Source organism: Pseudomonas sp. 10C3 (assembly GCF_036346185.1).
Classification (GTDB): Bacteria; Pseudomonadota; Gammaproteobacteria; order Pseudomonadales; family Pseudomonadaceae; genus Aquipseudomonas.
In genome coordinates, this window is sequence record NZ_JASJVE010000002.1 from 236253 (window position 1) to 259613 (window position 23361).

At 57.4% G+C, this 23361-nt stretch carries 27 protein-coding genes; 2 read left to right on the forward strand and 25 right to left on the reverse strand.

Features of this window, described 5'->3' with window-relative positions:
* Nucleotides 1-4: 4 nt before the first annotated feature.
* The 5 genes from ccmE to ccmA form a co-directional block, all read right to left on the reverse strand.
* Nucleotides 5-472, reverse strand: coding sequence for a cytochrome c maturation protein CcmE (ccmE, locus tag QN399_RS02885; protein ID WP_330200532.1), 468 nt, complete (start codon nucleotides 470-472; stop codon nucleotides 5-7).
* Nucleotides 469-645 (reverse strand): heme exporter protein CcmD, encoded by a 177-nt coding sequence (gene ccmD / locus QN399_RS02890; RefSeq protein WP_322179963.1) that lies wholly within the window; start codon nucleotides 643-645, stop codon nucleotides 469-471. The genes ccmE and ccmD overlap by 4 nt, the downstream gene beginning before the upstream one ends.
* Nucleotides 642-1427, reverse strand: coding sequence for a heme ABC transporter permease (locus QN399_RS02895; RefSeq protein WP_322182748.1), 786 nt, complete (start codon nucleotides 1425-1427; stop codon nucleotides 642-644). Before QN399_RS02895 ends, ccmD begins: the two co-directional genes overlap by 4 nt.
* A 79-nt stretch (nucleotides 1428-1506) precedes the next feature.
* The gene (gene ccmB / locus QN399_RS02900) at nucleotides 1507-2178 is read right to left on the reverse strand and encodes a heme exporter protein CcmB (RefSeq protein ID WP_219060472.1); all 672 of its coding nucleotides are present in this window, start codon (nucleotides 2176-2178) and stop codon (nucleotides 1507-1509) included.
* The gene (gene ccmA, locus QN399_RS02905) at nucleotides 2175-2810 is read right to left on the reverse strand and encodes a cytochrome c biogenesis heme-transporting ATPase CcmA (protein ID WP_322179965.1); all 636 of its coding nucleotides are present in this window, start codon (nucleotides 2808-2810) and stop codon (nucleotides 2175-2177) included. Before ccmA ends, ccmB begins: the two co-directional genes overlap by 4 nt.
* A gap of 197 nt (nucleotides 2811-3007) precedes the next feature.
* Here ccmA and QN399_RS02910 point away from each other — a divergent pair, with 197 nt between their 5' ends.
* Nucleotides 3008-4585 carry a flagellar hook-length control protein FliK gene (locus tag QN399_RS02910; protein ID WP_330200533.1) on the forward strand — a complete coding sequence of 526 codons (1578 nt, stop codon included), beginning with the start codon at nucleotides 3008-3010 and terminating at the stop codon, nucleotides 4583-4585.
* Nucleotides 4585-4908: an EscU/YscU/HrcU family type III secretion system export apparatus switch protein gene (locus QN399_RS02915; protein WP_322215497.1), complete on the forward strand. Its 324-nt coding sequence runs from the start codon at nucleotides 4585-4587 to the stop codon at nucleotides 4906-4908. Before QN399_RS02910 ends, QN399_RS02915 begins: the two co-directional genes overlap by 1 nt.
* Before the next feature lie 17 nt (nucleotides 4909-4925).
* Here the strand turns inward: QN399_RS02915 and QN399_RS02920 are convergent, their stop codons facing one another.
* The 20 genes from QN399_RS02920 to fliN all read right to left on the reverse strand — a co-directional run bounded on the left by QN399_RS02920 (nucleotide 4926) and on the right by fliN (nucleotide 23315).
* A complete protein-coding gene (locus QN399_RS02920; protein ID WP_322179971.1) occupies nucleotides 4926-5354 on the reverse strand; it encodes a DUF2802 domain-containing protein in 429 nt (142 codons plus the stop codon).
* Nucleotides 5355-5834 carry a chemotaxis protein CheW gene (locus QN399_RS02925; RefSeq protein WP_322179973.1) on the reverse strand — a complete coding sequence of 160 codons (480 nt, stop codon included), beginning with the start codon at nucleotides 5832-5834 and terminating at the stop codon, nucleotides 5355-5357.
* 54 nt (nucleotides 5835-5888) lie between these two features.
* Entirely contained in the window at nucleotides 5889-6707 is an 819-nt protein-coding gene (locus QN399_RS02930) for a CheW domain-containing protein (RefSeq protein WP_330200534.1), read from the reverse strand.
* Between the two features lie 105 nt (nucleotides 6708-6812).
* Complete coding sequence (locus QN399_RS02935) at nucleotides 6813-7601, reverse strand: ParA family protein (RefSeq protein WP_219060466.1); 789 nt, start codon at nucleotides 7599-7601, stop codon at nucleotides 6813-6815.
* Nucleotides 7602-7645: 44 nt separating this feature from the next.
* Nucleotides 7646-8533, reverse strand: a complete 888-nt coding sequence (gene motD / locus QN399_RS02940; RefSeq protein WP_322179978.1) for a flagellar motor protein MotD — start codon at nucleotides 8531-8533, stop codon at nucleotides 7646-7648.
* 10 nt (nucleotides 8534-8543) lie between these two features.
* Nucleotides 8544-9284, reverse strand: coding sequence for a flagellar motor protein (locus QN399_RS02945; protein ID WP_322179980.1), 741 nt, complete (start codon nucleotides 9282-9284; stop codon nucleotides 8544-8546).
* Nucleotides 9284-10426, reverse strand: coding sequence for a chemotaxis response regulator protein-glutamate methylesterase (locus tag QN399_RS02950; RefSeq protein ID WP_322179982.1), 1143 nt, complete (start codon nucleotides 10424-10426; stop codon nucleotides 9284-9286). Before QN399_RS02950 ends, QN399_RS02945 begins: the two co-directional genes overlap by 1 nt.
* A gap of 51 nt (nucleotides 10427-10477) precedes the next feature.
* Nucleotides 10478-12694, reverse strand: coding sequence for a chemotaxis protein CheA (locus tag QN399_RS02955; RefSeq protein ID WP_322215491.1), 2217 nt, complete (start codon nucleotides 12692-12694; stop codon nucleotides 10478-10480).
* A gap of 33 nt (nucleotides 12695-12727) precedes the next feature.
* Entirely contained in the window at nucleotides 12728-13516 is a 789-nt protein-coding gene (locus QN399_RS02960; protein WP_322179986.1) for a protein phosphatase CheZ, read from the reverse strand.
* A gap of 19 nt (nucleotides 13517-13535) precedes the next feature.
* On the reverse strand, nucleotides 13536-13910 hold the full coding sequence (locus tag QN399_RS02965) for a chemotaxis response regulator CheY (protein WP_322179988.1): 375 nt from the start codon (nucleotides 13908-13910) through the stop codon (nucleotides 13536-13538).
* Nucleotides 13911-14173: 263 nt separating this feature from the next.
* Nucleotides 14174-14914 (reverse strand): RNA polymerase sigma factor FliA, encoded by a 741-nt coding sequence (gene fliA / locus QN399_RS02970; protein ID WP_322179990.1) that lies wholly within the window; start codon nucleotides 14912-14914, stop codon nucleotides 14174-14176.
* The gene (gene fleN / locus QN399_RS02975) at nucleotides 14911-15744 is read right to left on the reverse strand and encodes a flagellar synthesis regulator FleN (RefSeq protein WP_322179992.1); all 834 of its coding nucleotides are present in this window, start codon (nucleotides 15742-15744) and stop codon (nucleotides 14911-14913) included. Before fleN ends, fliA begins: the two co-directional genes overlap by 4 nt.
* A gap of 111 nt (nucleotides 15745-15855) precedes the next feature.
* Complete coding sequence (flhF, locus tag QN399_RS02980; protein WP_322179994.1) at nucleotides 15856-17178, reverse strand: flagellar biosynthesis protein FlhF; 1323 nt, start codon at nucleotides 17176-17178, stop codon at nucleotides 15856-15858.
* An 11-nt stretch (nucleotides 17179-17189) separates the two neighbouring features.
* Complete coding sequence (gene flhA, locus QN399_RS02985) at nucleotides 17190-19319, reverse strand: flagellar biosynthesis protein FlhA (protein WP_322179996.1); 2130 nt, start codon at nucleotides 19317-19319, stop codon at nucleotides 17190-17192.
* A 112-nt stretch (nucleotides 19320-19431) separates the two neighbouring features.
* The gene (flhB, locus tag QN399_RS02990; protein ID WP_322179998.1) at nucleotides 19432-20568 is read right to left on the reverse strand and encodes a flagellar biosynthesis protein FlhB; all 1137 of its coding nucleotides are present in this window, start codon (nucleotides 20566-20568) and stop codon (nucleotides 19432-19434) included.
* A 1-nt stretch (nucleotide 20569) separates the two neighbouring features.
* On the reverse strand, nucleotides 20570-21298 hold the full coding sequence (fliR, locus tag QN399_RS02995) for a flagellar biosynthetic protein FliR (RefSeq protein ID WP_322182750.1): 729 nt from the start codon (nucleotides 21296-21298) through the stop codon (nucleotides 20570-20572).
* Nucleotides 21299-21359: 61 nt separating this feature from the next.
* Nucleotides 21360-21629 carry a flagellar biosynthesis protein FliQ gene (fliQ, locus tag QN399_RS03000; RefSeq protein ID WP_219060453.1) on the reverse strand — a complete coding sequence of 90 codons (270 nt, stop codon included), beginning with the start codon at nucleotides 21627-21629 and terminating at the stop codon, nucleotides 21360-21362.
* A gap of 19 nt (nucleotides 21630-21648) precedes the next feature.
* Entirely contained in the window at nucleotides 21649-22407 is a 759-nt protein-coding gene (gene fliP / locus QN399_RS03005; RefSeq protein ID WP_322180000.1) for a flagellar type III secretion system pore protein FliP, read from the reverse strand.
* Nucleotides 22407-22850: a flagellar biosynthetic protein FliO gene (gene fliO, locus QN399_RS03010; RefSeq protein WP_322180002.1), complete on the reverse strand. Its 444-nt coding sequence runs from the start codon at nucleotides 22848-22850 to the stop codon at nucleotides 22407-22409. Before fliO ends, fliP begins: the two co-directional genes overlap by 1 nt.
* The gene (fliN, locus tag QN399_RS03015) at nucleotides 22851-23315 is read right to left on the reverse strand and encodes a flagellar motor switch protein FliN (protein ID WP_322180004.1); all 465 of its coding nucleotides are present in this window, start codon (nucleotides 23313-23315) and stop codon (nucleotides 22851-22853) included.
* Between the last annotated feature and the right edge of the window lie 46 nt (nucleotides 23316-23361).

The window sequence follows — 23361 nt, forward strand, 5'->3', positions numbered from 1 at the left end:
GGTTTCAGCCCTGTTTGGATGGTGTGGTGGACGTCATGGGCGCCGACTGGCCGCTGTCTTTCAGCGCTTTGGTCACTTCCGGCGGCATGTATTTTTCATCGTGTTTGGCGAGTACTTCATCGGCGACAACCACGCCATCGGCGTTGATTTTCCCCAGCGCGACGATACCCTGCCCTTCACGGAACAAGTCCGGAAGAATGCCGCGATACGTGATGGTCACCGACTTGTTGAAGTCGGTGACGATGAACCTGACGTCCAGTGAATCGCCGGAGCGTTGCAACGATCCTTTCTCGACCATGCCACCTGCGCGAATGCGCGTGTCATGCGGCGCTTCGCCATTAGCGATCTGACTCGGGGTGTAGAACAAGTTGATGTTCTGCTGCAACGCGTTCAAAGCCAGGGTCGCGGCAATGCCGACCCCCGCCAGAATCGCGACGATGATCAACAGACGTTTTTTACGCAGCGGATTCACTTCTTATTCTCCCAGCGCAAACGTCGCGCCTCTTGTTGCAGGTAACGCCGACGCGCCAGCACCGGCCACGCCACGTTGAGGGCCATGACCAACAGGCTGATGCCATAGGCCGACCACACATATAAACCATGGTGACCCATGGCGAGAAAATCACTGAAGGAGGCAAAACTCACAGCGGGGCTCCTTTGACCGGGACTTGACCGAGGCTTTTCAGAACTTCGGCCTTGACCCAACTGCTGCGCGCTTCGCGCTTGAGCACTTCAAGGCGCATACGCAGCAACAGCACCGCGCCAAAGAAACAGTAGAAACCCAACACCATGAACAGCAACGGCAGCCACATCTCGGCCGGCATCGCAGGTTTCTCGGTGAGGCTGAAGGTCGCGCCCTGATGCAGAGTGTTCCACCACTCCACCGAATACTTGATGATCGGGATGTTGATCACGCCCACAATCGCCAGTACCGCACAGGCCTTGGCCGAGCTGTCACGGTTACTGATTGCCTGGCCCAATGCAATAAGACCGAAGTACAGAAACAGCAGGATTAACATCGACGTTAGTCGCGCATCCCAGACCCACCACGAACCCCATGTCGGTTTACCCCAAATAGCGCCGGTGACCAGTGCCACGGCGGTCATCCAGGCGCCAATGGGCGCGGCGCATTGCAGCGCGACATCGGCAATTTTCATCTTCCAGACGAGCCCGACCACACCACAGACCGCGAGCATTACGTAGCAAGACTGAGCGAGCATGGCTGCCGGGACGTGGATATAGATGATGCGAAAGCTATTGCCCTGCTGATAATCGGGCGGCGCAAAGGCCAACCCCCACACCAGGCCGATGCCGATCAGTAATACGGCGGCGATGCTCAGCCAAGGCAGCATTCGCCCGCTGATGCCATAAAACCATTTAGGTGAGCCCAGTTTGTGGAACCAGGCCCAACTGATGCTCGCTTTCATCACGTTGCCTTTCATCACGGTGCATCCAGGGTCTTTACTGATCGCCAGCCGTCGTATGCGGGCGTGATCAGAACCTCAATTATTCGCCGACGCTGATCTTCAGCCCAGCCGCTATTGCAAAAGGTGTCAGGGTCACTGCCAAGGCGGTCAGGCTGCCAAGCCAGAGCAGATAACCCGTTGCCGGCATCCCTTGCAGGCTCGCTTGCAACGCGCCACTGCCAAGGATCAATACCGGGATGTACAGGGGTAAAATCAACAACGCCAACAACAGTCCACCGCGTTTCAAGCCTACCGTCAACGCCGCGCCCACCGCACCCAGCAGGCTCAATACCGGTGTGCCCAGCAGCAGCGAAATCAGCAACACAGGGACACATTCACCGGGCAAACCCAACATCAGCGCCAGCAACGGTGCCAACAATACCAGCGCCAACCCGGAAAACGCCCAGTGTGCCAGTACCTTGGCCAGAACTAGAAGAGCCAGGGGGTGCGACGAAAGGACCCACTGCTCCAGAGAACCGTCTTCAAAATCACTGCGAAACAGCCCGTCAAGCGAGAGCAGGACTGACAATAACGCCGCCACCCAGACCAATCCCGGTGACAAGGTTTGCAACAATTGAGTCTCCGGGCCGACGGCCAGCGGAAACATGGCGATCACAATTGCAAAAAACACCAGCGGGTTGGCTAATTCCGCCGGGCGACGAAATAATAGACGCGCTTCACGGGCGACCAACAGGGTAAAAACGTGACTCATACAGCCCAATGCCCCAGATCAAGGTCCCGATAGCCGGCAGGAATCCGGGTCAGCGTGTGATGGGTGGTCAGAACTACCATGCCACCTTGCTCGCAATGTTTGGTCAAATGTTCTTCAAGTTGGGCCACACCTTGCTTGTCTAGAGCTGTAAAGGGCTCATCCAGAATCCACAAAGGCGGCCCTGCCAGATACAGACGCGCCAATGCCACTCGTCGCTGCTGTCCGGCCGATAAGGTGTGACACGGCACATCCTCAAAGCCGCGCAGGCCAACTGACTCCAGCGCCTGCATGATCGCATCGCGCTCGACAGGGCGGTGCAAGGCACAGAGCCAGGTCAGGTTCTCTTCCGGGGTCAACAGGTCCTTGATGCCTGCGGCATGACCTATCCAGAGCAGATTGCGTGCCAGCTCGGTTCGTTGCTGCGCCAGAGGTTGGCCGTTGAGCCGGACTTCACCTGAGGTGGGCTGCATCAACCCGGCCAACAACCGCAGCAGACTGGTCTTGCCGCTGCCGTTCGGGCCACTGATTTGCAGCATGTCACCGGCGGCAAGACGCAATTCGAGATTCTCGAAGAGCATCCGCCAGTCACGCTCGCAAGCAAGCGCCACGGCTTCTAGAAGAGGGCTGGGCATGGCTGACCTTTTCTTTTGATCAAGAGCTGAGCGGTTCAAGTCGGCTAAACAGCAGCCGTTATACTGATGACGATTAAATGAACATCCAGCCTGAAACCGTGGATCGCAGACGTTCTTATGCGCGCCACCGTAGACGGGGCGGCATTATACATGTCATGTCCTGATACCAAGAGGGCAATTTCGACAGGTTGTAACCCATGACAGGCGACATCAGCAGCCTTGCACCGCTTGCCCCGACCGCCGCTCTGGTGAAAGCGGGCGTTACACCGAATGAAATTCTCAAATTGATACAACCTGTGGACGGTTTGGTGGCCGCTGGCGAGTCAGTCAAGGCCGAAGTCGTGAACCTGAAACCGGTCGATCAGGCGTTTCAAGTGCTAATGCGGCTGACGCTGGACGGTGGCCGCCAGGCATTGGTAGAAGCCATCAGCCAGCGACCTCTACCCGCCGGCGCCAACCTGATCGTCACCCAGCCAACGCCGAGCAGTCTGGCAATCACTGTGCAGCAAAGATTGAGCGCCGCCGTCGCCACCCTGACGAGTATCGACACCAAACAATTACCGGTGGGTACGTTGTTACAGGGCACCGTAATGAGCAGCCAGGCGCTCGCGCAAAGCGCGGGTCAACCGGCGTTGTACCGGAACGTGATCAGCCTGCTCAACACCCTGCTGGCCGGTGCCAGCCTGACCGTGGACAGCCCAAAGCCGTTGACCGTCGGCAGCCTGCTCAGTGCGCAAGTCCAGGGAGCGCAGGCGCTGAACTTCGTGCCGCTGAGTGGTCGGCTCGACCAGTTGGCGGTTGCGCAACAACTGAGCGTTCAGCAAAGCCGCCAGGGTTCACTGGACGGGCTGATCAAAGCGCTGCAGACCGTCCAGCAAGACGGCGATCTGCCACCCAACCTGCGCGCCAGCATCGAGACCCTGTTGGACGACCTGCCGGATATCCGTCAACTCGCAGACCCAAAAACGCTCGCACAGGCGCTGAACGGCAGCGGACTGTTCCTTGAAGCCAAATTACTCAGTGGTCAGAACCCCGCCGCAGCCCCGGACTTGAAGGCCAACCTGATGCGCCTGATCGCGCAAATTCTTCCCGGCCTGCCCGGCAACAGCAATTATGACGCAGCCGCAGCCGCAAACACCCTGGCCCGCGTCATGCCCAGCATGATCCGCAGCGCCTTGGGAACGTTAGGCCTGGTCAGTCCTCGCGCGCAACCCAGTAGCTTCCCTCTGCCCTCGCGCACTATGAATGGCGAACATGGCGAAGACCTGGAGACCCTGCTTAAACTTGCCGCCGCAGCAGTGTCGCGCCTGCAAAGCCATCAACTGTCAGGCCTGGAACAGACCCGCACGACCGCCGACGGAACTCAATTGACCACATGGCAGTTGGAAATACCGATGCGCAACCTGCAGGACATCGTGCCATTGCAGGTCAAATTGCAGCGCGAGGAAACGCCGGACAAGGACCAGCCAGCCGACAAGGATGACAATACGGTCAAGCCTGCCAAGGAAAAACTGTGGCGAGTTGAACTGGCGTTTGATCTTGAGCCACTGGGACCATTGCAGGTCCAGGCGCAATTGATCAGAGGCAGCTTGTCCAGTCAGTTGTGGGCCGAACGCGCTGAAAGCGCGAACCTGATTACCCAGGAACTGGACCACCTGCGCGACCGCTTGATCGCATCTGGTCTGACTGTTGGCGAACTGGCCTGCCGTCACGGCACACCACCACAAGGGCCGCGCACCGCCCTGGAACAACGCTGGATCGACGAGACCGCCTGATGACTCAATCCGAACATACCCCGCGCCAGGCAATCGCCCTCAGCTACGACGGGCAACACGCGCCTACGCTTACCGCCAAAGGCAATGACCAGTTGGCCGAGGCTATCCTGACCATCGCCCGGGAATATGACGTGCCTATCTATGAGAATGCCGAGCTAGTCAAATTGCTGGCTCGCATGGAACTGGGTGACAGCATTCCCGAGGCCCTGTACCGCACCATCGCCGAAATCATCGCGTTCGCCTGGCACCTCAAAGGCAAATTCCCCGAAGGGCAGGATCCAGATGCACCGCCTATGGAAAGAGATATAACGCCGACCGCCTGAAAACGACGCAGCACGGTTTAGTTGTCGGACTCTTCCATGCCCAATCTACGCCCAGGCGACTGGTGCATTTTGCTCATCAGCCGAGCTTCTGCCTGAGTCAGACCGCAAGACTGGGTCAGTTCATCGGCACTCGCACCCATGCCGACCAGTCGTGCTGCCTGGGCAAACGACAGGCTGGAGGGGTCGCGCTGTTCGAGCTGAATCAATTTGTCAGGCAAGGGCCCAACCACCGCGCGCAGTTCGTGCAGGTCTTCACCCATGCGAATGGTGCCGCTCTGGTAGTCATCCAGGCGCCTGGCCAACTCCTTGACCCGCTGATCGCGCAACACGTCATCCTCGGCCTGCTGCGCAACCAATAGCCGCTGGCGCTTGCTGTACGCAAGGAACAGCACCAGTGACAATGCCCAGAGAAGGCCCAGAAAAATGACAGCAGCCTCTAAGATCAATCAGATGTTCTCCAGATCCGACCACTCTTCTTCGGACATCATCTTGTCCAGCTCGACGAGGATCAGTAATTCACCGTTTTTGTTACACACGCCCTGAATGAACTTGGCTGACTCATCATTGCCTACGTTCGGCGCAGTTTCGACTTCGGACTGACGCAGATAAACCACTTCAGCCACGCTATCGACCAGAATCCCGACCACTTGCTTGTCGGCTTCGATGATCACGACGCGGGTGTTGTCGCTGACTTCTACCGGAGCCAGGCCGAAACGCTGACGGGTGTCGATCACAGTCACAACGTTGCCGCGCAGGTTAATGATCCCCAGCACATAGCTTGGCGCGCCTGGCACAGGGGCGATTTCGGTGTAGCGCAGCACTTCCTGAACCTGCATCACGTTGATGCCGTAAGACTCGTTGTCCAGACGGAAGGTAACCCACTGCAGGATAGGATCTTCGGAACCCTGTGCTGACGACCTATTCATACCCTAACCCCTCAAGTGTGTGCTGTGCAGACGGTGCTTTGCACCGCCCTATGATTATTTGATGGTGTGCATTTGCTTGACCGCGCCACTGGCTATCAGCTCGGCCAATTCGGAAACATCCAACAGCGCGCACATATGCTCGATCACTGTGCCCGCCAGCCAGGGACGCTGGCCTCGGTGGGTGCGCCATTTGATTTCGTTCGGGTCCAGGCGTAACGAGCGGCTGACCTGATGCACCGCCAGCCCCCACTCATAGCCTTGAACCGAGATAACGTATTGCAGGCCCTGACGTAAATCGTCGCGGTAACGGTCCGGCATGACCCAGCGTGCGGTATCGAGCACCTTCAGGTTCCCGCTCTGGCTGGGCAGAATGCCAAGAAACCAGTTCGGCTGACCGAACAGCGGCGTCAACTCCTGCCCTTCCAGCGAATAAATCGAGCCCAGACACACCAACGGCACGGCCAGGGTCAGCCCGGCGACATCGAATAACAGGCATTCGAACGGCTCGGCAGCCCATGCCGGCCTACCGTCAGCAGACGATGGCGGCGGCGTGCGATGACCGGCCGCAAGATGCACCTCGACCACAGGCTCAACCAAGGTCACAACCGGAGTCTCAACCGCCTCTAAAACAGGTTCCGGCAGTGCAACATCAGCGATAACGGCAACCGGCGCAGGCGTGGCAACCGCAACCACTGGCGAATTGAGCGCCACGCGAACTACTGCATCGCGCGCCTGCTCTTCAAGTACCGCCGCCTGGAATTCGTCAAAACTGGAGCTGAGCGTCAGCTCTTCAGTCGCTTCCTGCAGCAAGGCATCCAGATAAGACTGCAGCGCCAATTGTGGCCGTGTTGCTATATCGACAGGGCGGCTCATAAGGGTGCCCATAAACAAGTACCGTAGAAATAACATTCACTGTTTATTGTTATCGGCTGCGCTGGCGCCCGACTTGAATGTGTCCGAGAGTCACGCACCAACACCTCAAGCGACCTGAGCAACAAGTTGCTGGGAAAGCAGGTCTTTGAGCAGCGCCCGATAGGCCACCACGCCACGACTTTTGTTGTCGAACTGCGAGGGCGTCAGCCCGGCCCGGCTGGCATCGCGCAAACGGGTGTCCACTGGCACGTACGCCTTCCAGATGTTTTCCGGGTAGTTGTCGCGCAGCACCCTCAAGGTACTCATGGACGCCTGCGTGCGGCGGTCGAACAAGGTTGGAACAATGGTGTAAGGCAGCGCCTGTTTGCGCGAACGATTGATCATCGCCAGCGTGCTGACCATGCGTTCAAGGCCCTTGACCGCCAGAAATTCGGTTTGCACTGGAATGACTAACTGCTGACTGGCCGCCAAAGCATTGACCATCAACACGCCGAGTAACGGTGGACTGTCGATGATGGCGTAATCAAAATCCTGCCAAAGCTGCGCCAGACTTTTTGCAATCACCAGCCCCAGGCCACTTTGCCCCGGCGACTGACGCTCCAGCACCGCCAGCGCTGTACTCGATGGCAGCAGGGAAATGCGCTCATCGCTGGTCGGCAACAGCAACTGACCGGGCAGACCATCGGGCACGACACCCTTGTGCAGAAACAGGTCATAAGCGCTGTGCTCCAGCGTGTCGGGGTTGTGCCCGAAGTAACTGGTCATGGAACCATGAGGGTCGAGATCGACAACGACCACGCGCTTGCCCGCCTCTGCCAGCAAGCCAGCTAAAGCGATGGAAGAGGTGGTCTTACCGACGCCACCTTTTTGATTGGCTACTGCCCAGACTCTCATTGTGCTTTTCCTCCCGACATGACGCTTGCCATACCGAGAATTGACTATAAGGCGGGTGACGGGGAATTGACGGCGTTCCCACTTACCGGCTGCGTACGGTGGGTCGGTGCAGTTTGTGTGCCAGCACGCTTCAACGCGGCATCCGGTTTTGCATTGGCAGTGCCGGAGCCAGTAAGACTGCGGCGTACCTCGAGATTGCGCGAAATCACCAGCACCACGCGCCGGTTATGGGCGCGCCCCTCGGCCGTGGTATTTGAAGCCACCGGCTGAAACTCGCCGTAACCCACCGATGCCATGCGAGCCGGGTTAACCCCATCCATCGCCAGCATGCGCACGATGCTTGCCGCCCGCGCCGACGACAACTCCCAGTTGGTCGGGTACTGCGCCGTGCGGATCGGCTGGTCATCGGTGAAACCTTCAACGTGCACCGGGTTGTCGAAGGGATGCAAAATCTTCGCGACCTTCTCTATGATATTGAATGCCATGTCACTGGGCATGGCATCGCCGCTACCGAACAACAGACTGGAGTTGAGCTCGATCTCAATCCACAGTTCATTGCCGCGAACCGTCAACTGATTGGACTTGATCAAATCGCCAAAGCCACTGCGCACATCGTTCGAAATCGCCTGCAGCGGGTCAATCGAGCTTGGCGACAAACCCGCATCGACCTCCTCGCTGTCCCGAATCAATGGTTCCGCCGGTCTGACCGTCAGGGGGCGCTCGTTACCGATAGGAATCGGTTTGAGACTGCGCTCGGCATCGCTGAATACACCATTCAAGGCCTCCGACAGAACTTTGTACTTACCCTCGTTGAGCGATGAAATCGAATACATCACCACAAAAAAAGCAAACAACAAGGTGATGAAGTCCGCGTAAGACACCAGCCAACGTTCGTGATTTTCATGCTCTTCGGGACGGCGACGGCGGGCCATGACTATTGCATCACTCCATGAAACCTTGCAGTTTCAATTCGATTGAGCGCGGGTTCTCGCCCTCGGCGATAGACAAAATGCCTTCGAGCAACATTTCGCGATAACGCGACTGACGCAGGGCAATCGCTTTGAGCTTGCTCGCGATCGGCAGCAAAATCAGGTTGGCTGAAGCCACCCCGTAGATAGTCGCGACGAATGCCACGGCAATCCCGCTGCCCAACTGACTTGGCTCGGCGAGGTTGCCCATCACATGAATCAAGCCCATAACCGCGCCGATGATGCCGATGGTCGGCGCGTAGCCACCCATGCTCTCGAAAACCTTGGCCGCCTGAGTATCGCGTGCTTCCTGGGTCATGAAGTCCACTTCCAGAATGCTCCGAATCGCTTCGGGTTCAGCACCGTCGACCAACAACTGCAAGCCTTTGCGCGAATAGGTATCGGGTTCCCCGTCGGCGATGGCTTCAAGCCCGAGCAGCCCTTCCTTGCGTGCAATCAGGCTCCAGTTGACGACACGGTCAATCCCACCCGACAGATCGATGCGTGGCGGGAACAGAATCCAGCCAACAATCTGCAGGGCTCGCATAAAAGAACTCATGGGAGACTGCAGCAGCGAAGCCGCCAGAGTTCCACCCAGTACGATCAAGGCTGCCGGACCATTGAGCAAGGCGCTCAGGTGTCCGCCCTCCAGGAAATTGCCGCCAATAATGGCGACAAACGCCAGGATGATCCCAATCAGGCTCAGCACATCCATCAGAGACAGGCCTCGACCAAATGCTTGCCAATCTCGTCCAGGCTGTACACCGCATCCGCCAGGTCGGCTTTGACGATCGCCATAGGCATGCCGTAAATCACACAGCTTGCCTCATCCTGCGCCCAGATATGGCTACCACCCTGCTTGAGCAGGCGAGCACCCTCGCGACCATCGGCCCCCATACCGGTGAGTACCACCGCCAACACCTTGTCACCGTAGGATTTGGCCGCAGAACCGAAGGTAATATCCACACAGGGTTTGTAATTCAAGCGCTCGTCACCGGGCAGGATCTTCACCGCGCCGCGACCATCGATCATCATTTGCTTGCCGCCAGGGGCCAGCAATGCCAGACCCGGACGCAAAATATCACCGTCTTCGGCTTCTTTGACACTGATCTGACACAGCTTGTCCAGACGCTCGGCGAACGCCTTGGTAAACGCTGCCGGCATGTGCTGAATCAGGACGATAGGTGCAGGGAAGCTGGCGGGCAGTTGCGTTAACACGCGCTGCAATGCCACCGGGCCACCCGTTGATGTACCGATTGCCACCAGCTTGTAGGCTTTGCGCTTTGGAGCAGGCGACGCATGCGCTGGCACGTGCGCCGAGGAAGCGTTTGTCGGCGAGCGTACGGGTACAGCGCGGGGAGTCGTCGACCCGACACTCAAAGCGCTACTGGAAGTTGCGCCCGATGACACAGCCACCTGCGGCGCCGGAGTCGGAGTGCTGTAGCCAGTGAAACGACGGTTGCTGCGCGAAATAGTGTGAATTTTTTCGCACAGCAGCTGTTTGACCTTTTCGGGGTTGCGCGAGATGTCTTCGAAGTTTTTGGGCAAGAAATCGACCGCACCCGCATCCAGCGCATCCAGCGTAACCCGGGCGCCTTCATGGGTCAGCGAGGAGAACATCAAGACCGGTGTCGGAATGCGCTGCATGATGTGACGCACTGCTGTGATGCCATCCATCATTGGCATCTCGTAATCCATGGTAATCACATCGGGTTTCAGCGCCAGCGCTTGCTCGATGGCTTCTTTGCCGTTAGTCGCCGTGCCGACTATCTGGATATTCGGGTCCGCAGAAAGAATTTCCGAGACGCGGCGGCGGAAGAAACCTGAATCATCCACCACCAGGACCTTGACTGCCATAAACACTCCGTTAGGTGCTGCGGGCACCAAAAGCGGCCCGCAGCCCCAGAATCAAATACGCCGTGCAGCGTAACGCTTGAGCATGCTTGGTACATCGAGAATCAAGGCAATTCGACCGTCACCGGTAATGGTGGCGCCTGACATACCCGGTGTTCCCTGCAGCATTTTGCCCAGCGGCTTGATGACGACTTCCTCCTGACCCACCAACTGATCGACGACAAAACCGATACGCTGGGTGCCGACCGACAGGATCACCACATGACCTTCGTGCTGCTCCTCGTGAGCGGCCTTGGCCACCAGCCAACGCTTGAGATAGAACAGAGGCAAAGCCTTGTCGCGCACGATGACCACTTCCTGGCCGTCGACAACGTTGGTCCGCGACAGGTCGAGGTGGAAAATCTCGTTTACGTTGACCAGCGGGAAGGCAAAAGCCTGATTGCCAAGCATCACCATCAGGGTCGGCATGATCGCCAGGGTCAACGGCACCTTGATGACGATCTTCGAACCCTGGCCCTTGGTCGAGTAAATATTGATCGAGCCATTGAGTTGGGCAATTTTGGTTTTCACCACGTCCATGCCCACGCCGCGCCCAGATACGTCGGAAATCTCGGTTTTGGTCGAGAAGCCCGGCGCGAAGATCAGGTTGTAGCAATCGGTTTCGCTCAAGCGATCCGCAGCGTCCTTGTCCATCACCCCGCGTTTCACGGCGATGGCACGTAACACGTTGGCGTCCATGCCCTTGCCGTCATCGGAAATCGACAACAGGATATGGTCACCCTCCTGCTCAGCCGCCAGAATTACCCGACCGCATCGGGCTTTCCCGGATGCTTCGCGTTCTTCCGGGGTTTCGATGCCGTGGTCGACAGCGTTGCGCACCAAGTGGACCAGCGGGTCGGCCAAGGCCTCGACCAGGTTCTTGTCCAGGTCGGTTTCTTCGCCGACCAGCTCCAGATTGATCTCTTTCTTCAGCTGGCGTGCAAGGTCGCGAACCAGTCGTGGGAAGCGGCCAAAGACTTTCTTGATCGGCTGCATGCGGGTTTTCATCACCGCGGTCTGCAGATCAGCCGTGACCACGTCAAGGTTCGACACCGCCTTGGACATGGCTTCGTCGCCACTGTTGAGACCCAGACGAACCAGGCGGTTCCGCACCAACACCAACTCGCCGACCATGTTCATGATTTCGTCGAGGCGTGCGGTGTCGACCCGCACCGTGGTTTCAGCTTCAGACGCCGCGTGCTTCTCCGGTACGGGCGCTTTGGCCGGAGCCGGGGCTGCAGCAACAGCCTTGGCCGGCGCAGGCGCCTTCACCACTGCGGCTTTAGCTACGACAGGTGCAGGGGCAACAGCTGCCACAACGGCTTCAGGCTCAAACTTGCCTTTGCCATGCAGCTCATCAAGCAACGCTTCGAATTCGTGATCGGAGATTTGATCGCCGCCCGCAGCACTGACAGGCGCCTTGGCGACGGCCACTGGAGCCAGTACCCCAGACTCCAGAGCATCGGCTACGAACGAGCCTTTTCCGTGCAACTGATCGAGCAGTGCTTCGAACTCGTCGTCGGTGATCTCATTGCTCGCTGACGCGGTCGCCACAGGCGCAGCCTGAACAGGCACGGCATCGGCGGCGAACTGGCCTTTCCCGTGCAACTGATCGAGCAGCGATTCAAATTCAGCATCACTGATCTCGTCGCTGGCATTGGGGTCAATAGCAGGCATCGCAACTACTGCTGCGGGGGCCGCAGCTGAAGCGGCCGCTTGCGCCTTGACGGCGTTGAGCGAATCGAGCAACTGCTCGAATTCGTTATCGGTGATGTCGCCTGCGGCCTCAGCAGGAGGCTCTTCGACGCTGGCGGGCGCTGCCGCAGCGATCTCATCGGCAGACGCTGGCGCTGCCAAACGTGCTAATGCAGCCAGCAATTCGGGCGTGGCCGGGGTCACGGTAGTGCGCTCACGCACTTCAGTGAACATACCGTTGACCGCATCCAATGCTTCAAGGACCACGTCCATCAACTCCGAGTCGACGCGACGCTCACCCTTGCGCAGGATGTCGAAGACGTTCTCGGCGATGTGGCAGCACTCCACCAGCTCATGGAGCTGGAGGAAGCCGGCGCCCCCTTTTACAGTGTGAAAACCGCGAAAAATTGCATTAAGCAAGTCCGCATCATCAGGTCGGCTTTCCAGCTCGACCAGCTGCTCGGACAATAGCTCGAGAATCTCGCCGGCCTCTACCAGAAAATCCTGAAGGATTTCTTCATCGGCGCCGAAGCTCATTGGGGTGCTCCCTAAAATTAACCATCAACCGACCTAGAAGCCCAGGCTGGATAGCAGATCGTCAACATCATCCTGTCCGGACACAACGTCATCACGCTTATCGGCATGAATCTGCGGACCTTCACCCTGAGACAGATGTTTTTCTTGTTCTTTTTCTACGCGTATCGATTGATGGTCATGTTCGATCCCGGCAAAACGATCGACCTGACTGGCCATCAGTACCAGTTTGAGCAGGTTGCTTTCGACTTCCGTGACCAACTGGGTCACGCGCTTGATGACCTGACCGGTAAGGTCCTGATAATCCTGAGCCAGCAAAATATCGTTGAGGTGGCCCGACACTTCCCGGGTTTCCTTTTCGCTGCGCGTCAAAAAACCATCGACACGCCGAGCCAGCTCACGAAATTCTTCGGCGCCGATTTCGCGACGCATGAAGCGTCCCCAATCGACACTCAAAGCAGCAGCCTCAGTGCCAAGCCCACCCACCAGCGGTGTACTGAGCTCCACCAGATCCATCGTGCGGTTGGCCGCTGCCTCGGTCAGCCTGACCACATAGGACAGCCGCTCGGTAGCATCATTGATCTGCGAGACTTCCTCGGCTTGCGGCGTGTTCGGGTCAATCTGAAAATTGACGATGGCACTGTGCAGTTCGCGAGTAAGTTTGCCGACTTCCTGATACAGGCCGCTGTCGCGGGCCTTATTAAGCTCATTGATCAGTTGCGCAGCGTCGCCGAACCGGCCCTTTTCAAGGCTATCGACCAACTCGTGTGCGTGTTTTTTCAGGGTCGACTCAAAGTCGCCCGATGACGAATCTGTGTGCTCCATAGAGCCCTCGCGGCAAACATCAGCTATTGACGCGCTCGAAGATCTTTTCGATCTTTTCTTTCAGCACTTGAGCCGTGAAGGGCTTGACCACGTAACCGTTCACACCGGCCTGAGCAGCTTCGATGATCTGATCACGCTTGGCTTCAGCCGTTACCATCAACACCGGTAGATGCTTGAGGCGTTCATCTGCACGCACATGGCGTAACAGATCGATGCCGGACATGCCAGGCATGTTCCAGTCAGTCACCAAAAAATCGAAGCTCCCGCTTTGCAGCATCGGCAGCGCGGTAACCCCGTCATCCGCCTCAGCCGTATTGGTAAACCCCAAGTCACGCAACAGGTTTTTTATGATCCGCCGCATCGTTGAGAAGTCATCAACGATGAGGATTTTCATGTTCTTGTTCAATTCGACCTCCAAGCAGTCTTTAACGCATTCAGCACCTGAATACGCTGTTCAATCAAAAACCGGCGCAGCACACAACGGCTGCACGAAAACGACGACGAGCTTGGTAAATCAACAGGTCGGGAAACGGGCACAGCAGGTCTTACAGGACCCTGACTGACCGGCTCCTGCCTAGTCCTATTTTCTTCGCACGCAACGCTTTGCACAGCCAGCCTGCAGATAGCGCGAAACCACCAAGGGCCACGCACTGCCTGTCAACGCGCTCGCCATTCCCCCAAACGCCCTCGCAAACGAGCTGCGCACTGGCTGTGTAACTGGCTGACCCGCGACTCGCTGACCCCCAATACCTCACCAATTTCCTTAAGGTTCAGCTCCTCGTCGTAGTACAGCGCCAATACCAGTCGCTCGCGCTCTGGCAAATTGGCTATCGCATCTGCTAACGCAGCCTGGAAGCGTTCATCTTCCAGATCGCGCGACGGCTCAAGGTGAGCGCTTGCGCCATCCTCGTGCAGCCCTTCATGTTCGCCGTCCTGCAACAGATCGTCGAAACTGAATAGCCGACTGCCCAAGGTGTCATTCAAAATCCCGTAATAATCATCGAGACTCAATTGGAGTTCGGCCGCAACCTCGTGATCTTTAGCGTCACGACCGGTTTTAGCTTCAATTGCCCGAATTGCGTCACTGACCATGCGTGTATTGCGATGCACAGAACGCGGGGCCCAATCACCCTTGCGCACCTCATCGAGCATGGCGCCACGAATACGAATCCCGGCATAGGTCTCGAAACTCGCACCCTTGGTGGCGTCGTATTTAGTCGAGACTTCCAACAAACCAATCATGCCAGCCTGGATCAGGTCTTCGACCTGCACACTGGCTGGCAACCGCGCCAGCAGGTGATAAGCAATGCGTTTAACCAGCGGCGCATAACGCTCGATCAGCTCGTACTGGGAGTCTTTTGACACCTTGCTGTACATGCGATAGCCGCTGGCTGTCATAGCACCGGTCCTGCACTCGCTGGATGTACGAGCCGCTCAACGAAAAATTCCAGATGCCCGCGCGGGTTGGCCGGCAACGGCCAAGTGTCAACTTTCTGTGCGATAGCTTTGAACGCCAGGGAGCACTTGGAACGCGGGAACGCTTCATATACGGCGCGCTGCTTCTGCACGGCTTTACGTACGCATTCGTCATAAGGCACGGCGCCGACGTATTGTAGGGCGACATCCAGGAAGCGGTCAGTGACCTTGGTCAACTTGGCGAACAGATTGCGGCCTTCCTGAGGGCTTTGTGCCATGTTGGCAAGCACCCGGAAGCGGTTCATCCCGTAATCGCGGTTGAGCAGTTTGATCAGCGCGTAAGCATCGGTGATCGAGGTCGGCTCATCACACACCACCAGCAATACTTCCTGGGCCGCGCGCACGAAGCTGACGACCGATTCACCAATGCCCGCAGCCGTGTCGATCACCAGTACATCGAGGTTATCGCCGATGTCGCTGAAGGCCTGGATCAGACCGGCATGTTGTGCTGCCGTCAGGTGAACCATGCTTTGGGTGCCGGACGCAGCCGGCACGATACGAATCCCGCCCGGCCCCTGAAGCAGCACATCGCGAAGCTCGCAGCGTCCTTCGATAACGTCGGCGAGGGTGCGTTTGGGGGTCAAGCCGAGTAACACATCGACATTAGCCAGACCCAGGTCGGCATCCAGCAGCATGACGCGCCGACCGAGCTCAGCCAGAGCCAGTGATAAGTTCACTGACACGTTGGTCTTGCCGACGCCACCTTTGCCACCGGTCACCGCGATAACCTGTACGGGATGCATGCTGCCCATGTTATTTCTTTACCTTGTGTTGCTTAGACCGAGGCCACATTACTGACTGCAAGTTCGTTGAGAGAACAAAGCAAGGCAGACCATGATGTAGGTACATTCCAGTGTCTTGCTTTACCCAACCCTTTTGTTCGGGCTGTGATAAAGATCCGCGAACATATCCGCCATAGCTTCCTCGCTCGGCTCTTCCTGCATTTGCACACTGACCGCTCGACTCACCAATTGGTGCCGGCGCGGCAAGTGCAAATCATCCGGTATCCGTGGCCCATCCGTCAGATAGGCCACCGGTAATTCATGACTGATTGCCAGGCTTAACACTTCACCCAAGCTGGCGGTTTCATCCAGTTTGGTGAGAATGCAGCCGGCTAGACCGCAACGTTTGTAGCTGTGGTATGCCGCGGTCAGAACCTGTTTCTGGCTGGTTGTTGCCAGCACCAGATAATTACGCGCCTTGATACCACGACCTGCGAGGCTTTCCAGTTGCAGGCGCAGTGCTGGATCGCTTGCCTGCAGGCCGGCGGTGTCGATCAAGACCACGCGCTTGCGTACCAATGGCTCCAACGCCTGACCAAGCGACTGGCCCGGGTCGATATGAGTGACCGGCACATTGAGAATACGGCCCAGGGTTTTCAGCTGTTCCTGGGCGCCAATCCGATAGCTATCCATGCTCACCAGTGCAATATTTTGTGGACCATATTTCAAGACATACCGTGCTGCCAGTTTCGCCAGCGTCGTGGTCTTGCCCATCCCTGCCGGACCGACCATGGCGATCACGCCGCCCTCCTCCAGAGGTTCGACGTCGGGCGTCACGATCATCCGCGCCAAGTGGGCCAGTAACATGCGCCACGCCTGACGGGGTTCTTCAATATCGGTGATCATCGCCAACAGGTCCCGCGACAACGGACCCGACAGACCAATGCGTTGCAGGCGACGCCACAGGTTGGCTTGCTGCGGACGGCTGCCTTGCAGTTGATTCCAGGCCAACGAACCGAGTTGCACTTCGAGCAGTTCGCGCAGACCGTTCAACTCAAAACGCATGGACTCATAAGCATGCTGCCCAGCGACGGGCTCAACGGCAGTGGCCGGAGCGGCTGGACGCGGCGGCTCGCTGAAGGTCGGCTCAATGTGCGAGTCGCCAGCGGTCAACGGCAGGCCGGAATAAAGCTGGCGATTGATCGATGAATCGCTATCGCCACGGGTGCCGAGTTCAGCCTGAGCAGAGACGATGCGAGATTGGGTTTTGCGCAGTTCGTCTTCGAGTTCAATGTTCGGCACACGCGGTGCCAGCGCGGAAAGTTTGTAATCCAGGGCAGCAGTCAGCTCTACACCACCGGCAATCCGCCGGTTGCCAATGATGGCGGCATCAGCGCCCAATTCATCACGGACCAATTTCATGGCTTGACGCATGTCGGCGGCGAAAAAACGCTTAACTTGCATGACTCACTACCTCAGCCGTTGGGCCCGACAGTCGCGACGATTGTGACTTGCTTATTGTCAGGAATTTCCTGATACGCCAGAACATGCATGTTCGGTACAGCCAACCGTCCAAATCGTGACAGCATGGCGCGAACCGGGCCTGCGACTAACAAAATCACTGGCTGCCCCTGCATTTCCTGGCGCTGAGCAGCATCAATCAACGAACGCTGGAGCTTTTCAGCCATGCTCGGCTCGAGAAGAACGCCCTCTTCCTGACCCTGACCAGCCTTCTGAAGACTATTTAGCAATATTTGTTCCAATCTTGGCTCAAGGGTAATGACAGGCAGCTCCGGCTCAGCCCCTACAATGCTTTGGACGATAGCGCGACACAGTCCGACGCGCACCGCTGCGACCAGCGCGGCAGTATCTTGACTCCGAGGTGCAGCGTTAGCGATGGCTTCGGCAATGCTGCGGATATCCCTGACAGGGACGTGTTCAGCCAGCAACGCCTGCAACACCTTGAGCAATGCCGAGAGCGAAAGAACACCTGGTACCAGCTCTTCGGCCAGTTTGGGCGAGCTTTTGGCCAATAACTGCATCAATTGCTGCACTTCTTCATGGCCAATCAGCTCATGAGAATGCTTGTACAGAATCTGATTGAGGTGAGTCGCCACCACTGTGCTGGCATCCACCACGGTGTAACCGAGCGATTGCGCCTGACTGCGCAGGCTGACTTCGATCCACACTGCCTCCAGACCGAACGCTGGGTCCTTGGCGGTGATCCCGTTGAGCGTACCAAAGACCTGACCCGGATTGATCGCCAGTTCGCGATCAGGGTAAATCTCGGCCTCAGCCAGGGTGACGCCCATCAGTGTCAGACGATAGGCGCTGGGCGCCAGATCAAGGTTGTCGCGGATATGCACGGTCGGCATCAAAAAGCCCAACTCTTGGGAAAGCTTTTTACGCACGCCCTTGATCCGTGCCAGGAGCTGACCGCCTTGATTGCGATCCACCAACGGAATCAAGCGGTAGCCTACTTCCAGGCCGATCATGTCGATGGCTGTGACATCATCCCAACCCAGTTCTTTCGAGTCCTGAGCTCGCGTTGGCGAAGGCAAGAGATCCTGCTGGCGCTGGACCTCTTGCAACGCATTGACCTTGACCATGCTCTGCTTTTTCCAAAGCAGATAAGCAACTCCAGCGGCCACCAGCCCCAGACTGATAAAGGACAAGTGGGGCATGCCCGGCACTAACCCCATGACTATCATCAAGCCCGCGGCCACCGCCAGCGCCTTGGGCGAGGCGAACATCTGCCGATTGATCTGTTTGCCCATCTCTTCCGAGCCGGACGCACGGGTCACCATGATTGCCGCGGCGGTGGACAGCAGCAGTGATGGCAATTGCGCCACCAAACCGTCACCAATGGTCAACAGCGCGTAAACCTTGCCGGCATCGGCAAAGGACATGTTGTGCTGGAAAATACCGACAGCCACGCCGCCAATCAGGTTGATGAACAAAATCAGCAGCCCGGCAATCGCATCGCCGCGCACGAATTTACTGGCGCCGTCCATCGAACCGTAGAACTCGGCTTCCTGGGCGACTTCCAGTCGACGATGTTTTGCCTGGGGCTGATCGATCAGGCCTGCGTTGAGGTCTGCGTCGATAGCCATCTGCTTGCCGGGCATCGCGTCGAGGGTAAAGCGGGCACTTACTTCGGAAATCCGCCCGGCACCCTTGGTCACAACAACAAAGTTGATGATCATCAAAATCGCGAAAACTACGATACCCACCACGTAATTACCGCCGATCACCACCTCACCAAAGGCCTGGATCACCTTACCGGCGGCAGCGTGACCGTCTTGACCGTGAAGCATGACCACCCGGGTCGACGCCACGTTCAGCGCCAGCCGCAACAACGTGGCAACCAGCAAAATGGTGGGGAATACAGAGAAGTCCAGTGGCCGCAGGGCGTACACGCAAACCAGCAGGACGACGATCGACAGCGCGATGTTGAACGTGAAAAACACATCGAGCAGGAATGGCGGCATCGGCAACATCATCATTGCCAACATGACCAACAGCAGCAACGGTACACCCAGCTGCCCACGACCCAGGCCCAGCAGGTTGCTGCGTGCAGCGTTGATTAATTGAGAGCGATCCACCAATTCTTTTCCTGCCTGCTAAATCAAACTTTTGACGCCATCAAGCGACGTAGCAAGGTCAGTGCAAGAAGCTTTCCAACTATGGGTTTGTTGCGCAAACTTGTACGCAGGCTCATGAATCACGTCGCAAATCGCCCGGGATAGGCATATCGCCCAATGGGTCCGGGCGCTTGCCCTTGCCTGCGCGATGCTGGCGGATTTGATAGACGTATGCCAATACCTGCGCTACTGCGAGGTACAGGCCAGCAGGAATTTCCTGATCCAGATCGGTGGAGTAATAAATCGAACGCGCCAAAGCCGGTGATTCAAGGAGGAGTATGTTGTGCTCGGCGCCGATTTCCCGAATCTTCAACGCCAGAAAATCACTGCCCTTGGCCAGCAACATCGGTGCCCCACCTTGCTCTGGATCATATTTGAGCGCCACGGCAAAGTGCGTCGGGTTGGTGATGATCACGTCGGCATCAGGGATCTTCGCCATCATTCGTCGCTGGGACATTTCACGCTGCAACTGACGAATCCGCTGTTTGACCTCTGGCCGCCCATCACTGTCTCGGTGCTCGTCACGCACCTCCTGCTTCGTCATCAACAGCTTTTTATGGCTTTCCCAGAGCTGAAACGGTACATCCACCGCAGCGATAATGATCAACCCACACGCCATCCATAACGCACTCCAGCCCACCACCTGCACACTGTGGACGATCGCCAACTCCAATGGCTCATGGGCGATGGAGACCAGATCCCCCCGGTCCTTGGACAGCACCACCAACGCCACCATCAGGATGATGAAAAACTTGGCAAACGCTTTGACCAGCTCGACCAATGCCTGAACGGAAAACATGCGCTTGATCCCGGAAAGCGGATTCATTCGACTGAACTTGGGCACCATCGTGTCAGTAGAAAACAGCCAGCCTCCCAGCGAGATGGGGCCGATGAGCGCCGCCAGAACCATGATCAGCATCAGCGGCTGGATGGCAACCAGCGCCGCTTTGCCGGCGTTGAGAAAATACAGGCCCATATAATGGTCATCCATGATCACTTCACGCGAAAGCGTGAAATTGACCCGCATCAACCCGAGCATCATTTCCGCCAGCTGGCCACCAAACGCCAGCAATCCGCCTGCACCCGCCATCATGATGACCAGTGTATTCAGTTCTTTGGAGCGGGCCGTCTCACCCTTGTCACGCGATTCCTTGAGCCGTTTGGACGTGGGGTCTTCTGTTTTGTCCTGGCCATTCTCGTTCTCAGCCATCTCAGCGGGCCCTGACCAGACTGCGTAGCAACTGCAAGGCTTCCACCGCCAGCGGTTGATACTGATTGAGAATATCGCCGAGAGTGATCCACAGAATCACCATGCCCAGCACCAACGTAAGCGGAAAGCCAATTGAGAAGATATTCAACTGCGGCGCAGCACGCGTCATGACCCCAAATGCAACGTTCACCACCAGCAACGCAGTAACGGCCGGCAAGACCAGCAGCAAGCCGGCGCCCAATACCCAGCCCATACGACCAACCAGTTCCCAAATGTGCGTGAGATCCAGCCCACTGCCGACAGGCAACGTGGTAAAGCTCTCCACCAGTACTTCGAAGACCACCAAATGGCCATTCATGGACAGAAACAGCAAGGTCACCAGCATGGTAAAAAACTGCCCGACCACCGCCACTGATACACCGTTGGTCGGGTCAACCATCGACGCGAAGCTCATGCCCATTTGCGTCGCAACAATCTGCCCGGCGATAACGAACGCCTGAAAAAACAATTGCAGGGACAAGCCCAGCATTGCACCGATGATGATCTGCTCACCAATCAGCAGTAGCGCGCTCAAATCCAGCGCATGGACCTCGGGAATCGGCGGAAGACCGGGGGCAATCACGACGGTAATCGCCACCGAGAAATACAGACGCACACGCTTTGGCACCAGCGTCGTGCCAAAGATCGGCATGGTCATCAGGACCGCCGCGACCCGGAACAACGGCAGCATGAAACTCGCTACCCACGTCCCGATCTGCGCGTCAGTCAGGGCAAGCACGGAGGGCACGTTGCTAACCGATCAACTGCGGAATACTGCCGTACAGCGACAGGATGTACTCCATGAACACCCGAACCAGCCAGGGCCCCACGACGATCAGGGTGATCAGCATCACCAATAGACGGGGCAGAAAGCTCAACGTCTGCTCGTTAATCTGCGTCGCAGCCTGAAACATGGCGACCAACAACCCCACGATCAGACTGGGCACCACCAGTATGGCGACCATCATCGTGGTCAACCATAACGCCTCGCGAAACAGGTCGACAGCGACTTCAGGCGTCATTGCGCACGCTCCCCGCCAGTCATGGCGAGACCCCGCCAAAGCTGCTCGCCAGGGTGCCGATGATCAGGGCCCAACCGTCCACCAGTACAAACAGCATGATCTTGAACGGCAGAGAGATAATCAGCGGCGACAGCATCATCATGCCCATCGCCATCAATACACTGGCAACCACCAGATCGATAATCAGGAACGGGATGAAGATCATGAACCCGATCTGGAACGCGGTTTTAAGTTCCGAGGTCACGAATGCCGGAACCAGGATCGTCAGCGGCGCCTGATCAGGACTGGAAATATCGGTGCGTTTGGAGAGTCGCATGAACAAATCCAGATCGCTCTGTCGAGTCTGCGCCAGCATAAAGTCCTTGATGGGCACCTCAGCCTTGAGCACTGCGTCCTGCGCGGTAAGTTTTTCACTCAGATAGGGCTGCAATGCATCCTGGTTCACCCGGTCAAACACGGGCGCCATAATGAACATCGTCAAGAACAGCGCCATGCCGGTGAGTATCTGGTTCGACGGCGTCTGCTGCAAACCCAGGGCCTGACGCAAAATCGAAAAAACGATGATGATCCGGGTGAAGCTGGTCATCAGCATGACGAATGCAGGGATGAAACTCAGCGCCGTCATGATCAACAGGATCTGCAGGCTGACCGAATATTCCTGTTGACCGTTGGCACCGCTGGACAATGTGATCGCAGGTATCGACAGTGGATCAGCCGCGAATACCAAGGGCGCCGCCAGCACCAGCAGCAACGTCAAGATTATGCGCAACGCACCCATTACTTCTTATCCTTATAATCCTTGCCCAGCAGCTCCATCAGACGCTGGGCAAACTCCGGTGTTGCCTGCGAAGCGGCGGGCACTTGTAGCGGCTCTTTGAGCACATGCAAGGGCGTGATGCGTCCCGGCGTAATCCCGAGCAAAATCTGCTCGCTACCCACTTGCACCAGCACCAGCCGGTCTCGCGGACCCAGTGCGCGCGAACCCAGCAGCTCGATGAGTTGGCCGTTGCGCGGACCGGCACCCTGCGCTCGGCGTAGCAGCCAGGCCAACCCGAAGATCAGGCCAATCACCAGCAACAGACCCAATACCAATTGCATCAATTGACCGCCCACCCCACCGCCCAGCGCACTGCTGACTTGCGGCGCAGCAGCCTGCACGGCAGGCTCCGCAGCCATCGCGCTTAAAGGCAAGACGAGCATCACACCGAGGAGCCTATTCATTCAACGCAACTTCTTGATGCGTTCACTTGGGCTGATAACGTCAGTCAGACGAATGCCGAACTTTTCGTTGACCACAACCACTTCACCGTGAGCAATCAGCGTGCCGTTGACCAGCACGTCCAGCGGTTCTCCAGCCAACCGGTCGAGTTCGATCACCGAACCCTGGTTAAGCTGTAACAGGTTGCGAATATTGATATCAGTACTGCCCACTTCCATGGAAATCGATACCGGAATATCCAGAATCACATCCAGGTTTGGACCCTCCAGGGTCACGGCCGCATTGTTCTTCGGCACGCTGCCAAACTCTTCCATTTGCAAGCGACTGGCAGAGGAGTTACCGGTATCGGCTGAAAGCAGAGCGTCGATGTCATCCTGGCTGGCATCGCCGGATTCACCCAGCGCGGCTGCCCATTCATCGGCCAATGCCTGATCTTCAGCAGACGTTATTTCGTTTTCATCAGCCATCAGTTGTCCTCGGCGGGCATTGATTCGTTAACACATCACATTTATT

What these genes read in the sequence shown, in the direction of transcription:
- QN399_RS02895 (WP_322182748.1), bottom strand. Translation starts at nt 1,427, where the DNA reads ATGAAAGCGAGCATCAGTTGGGCCTGGTTCCACAAACTGGGCTCACCT.
- ccmB (WP_219060472.1), bottom strand. Translation starts at nt 2,178, where the DNA reads ATGAGTCACGTTTTTACCCTGTTGGTCGCCCGTGAAGCGCGTCTATTA.
- ccmA (WP_322179965.1), bottom strand. Translation starts at nt 2,810, where the DNA reads ATGCCCAGCCCTCTTCTAGAAGCCGTGGCGCTTGCTTGCGAGCGTGAC.
- QN399_RS02910 (WP_330200533.1), top strand. Translation starts at nt 3,008, where the DNA reads ATGACAGGCGACATCAGCAGCCTTGCACCGCTTGCCCCGACCGCCGCT.
- QN399_RS02915 (WP_322215497.1), top strand. Translation starts at nt 4,585, where the DNA reads ATGACTCAATCCGAACATACCCCGCGCCAGGCAATCGCCCTCAGCTAC.
- QN399_RS02925 (WP_322179973.1), bottom strand. Translation starts at nt 5,834, where the DNA reads ATGAATAGGTCGTCAGCACAGGGTTCCGAAGATCCTATCCTGCAGTGG.
- QN399_RS02930 (WP_330200534.1), bottom strand. Translation starts at nt 6,707, where the DNA reads ATGAGCCGCCCTGTCGATATAGCAACACGGCCACAATTGGCGCTGCAG.
- QN399_RS02935 (WP_219060466.1), bottom strand. Translation starts at nt 7,601, where the DNA reads ATGAGAGTCTGGGCAGTAGCCAATCAAAAAGGTGGCGTCGGTAAGACC.
- motD (WP_322179978.1), bottom strand. Translation starts at nt 8,533, where the DNA reads ATGGCCCGCCGTCGCCGTCCCGAAGAGCATGAAAATCACGAACGTTGG.
- QN399_RS02945 (WP_322179980.1), bottom strand. Translation starts at nt 9,284, where the DNA reads ATGGATGTGCTGAGCCTGATTGGGATCATCCTGGCGTTTGTCGCCATT.
- QN399_RS02950 (WP_322179982.1), bottom strand. Translation starts at nt 10,426, where the DNA reads ATGGCAGTCAAGGTCCTGGTGGTGGATGATTCAGGTTTCTTCCGCCGC.
- QN399_RS02955 (WP_322215491.1), bottom strand. Translation starts at nt 12,694, where the DNA reads ATGAGCTTCGGCGCCGATGAAGAAATCCTTCAGGATTTTCTGGTAGAG.
- QN399_RS02960 (WP_322179986.1), bottom strand. Translation starts at nt 13,516, where the DNA reads ATGGAGCACACAGATTCGTCATCGGGCGACTTTGAGTCGACCCTGAAA.
- QN399_RS02965 (WP_322179988.1), bottom strand. Translation starts at nt 13,910, where the DNA reads ATGAAAATCCTCATCGTTGATGACTTCTCAACGATGCGGCGGATCATA.
- fliA (WP_322179990.1), bottom strand. Translation starts at nt 14,914, where the DNA reads ATGACAGCCAGCGGCTATCGCATGTACAGCAAGGTGTCAAAAGACTCC.
- fleN (WP_322179992.1), bottom strand. Translation starts at nt 15,744, where the DNA reads ATGGGCAGCATGCATCCCGTACAGGTTATCGCGGTGACCGGTGGCAAA.
- flhF (WP_322179994.1), bottom strand. Translation starts at nt 17,178, where the DNA reads ATGCAAGTTAAGCGTTTTTTCGCCGCCGACATGCGTCAAGCCATGAAA.
- flhB (WP_322179998.1), bottom strand. Translation starts at nt 20,568, where the DNA reads ATGGCTGAGAACGAGAATGGCCAGGACAAAACAGAAGACCCCACGTCC.
- fliR (WP_322182750.1), bottom strand. Translation starts at nt 21,298, where the DNA reads ATGCTGCCGTTGTTCCGGGTCGCGGCGGTCCTGATGACCATGCCGATC.
- fliQ (WP_219060453.1), bottom strand. Translation starts at nt 21,629, where the DNA reads ATGACGCCTGAAGTCGCTGTCGACCTGTTTCGCGAGGCGTTATGGTTG.
- fliP (WP_322180000.1), bottom strand. Translation starts at nt 22,407, where the DNA reads ATGGGTGCGTTGCGCATAATCTTGACGTTGCTGCTGGTGCTGGCGGCG.
- fliO (WP_322180002.1), bottom strand. Translation starts at nt 22,850, where the DNA reads ATGAATAGGCTCCTCGGTGTGATGCTCGTCTTGCCTTTAAGCGCGATG.
- fliN (WP_322180004.1), bottom strand. Translation starts at nt 23,315, where the DNA reads ATGGCTGATGAAAACGAAATAACGTCTGCTGAAGATCAGGCATTGGCC.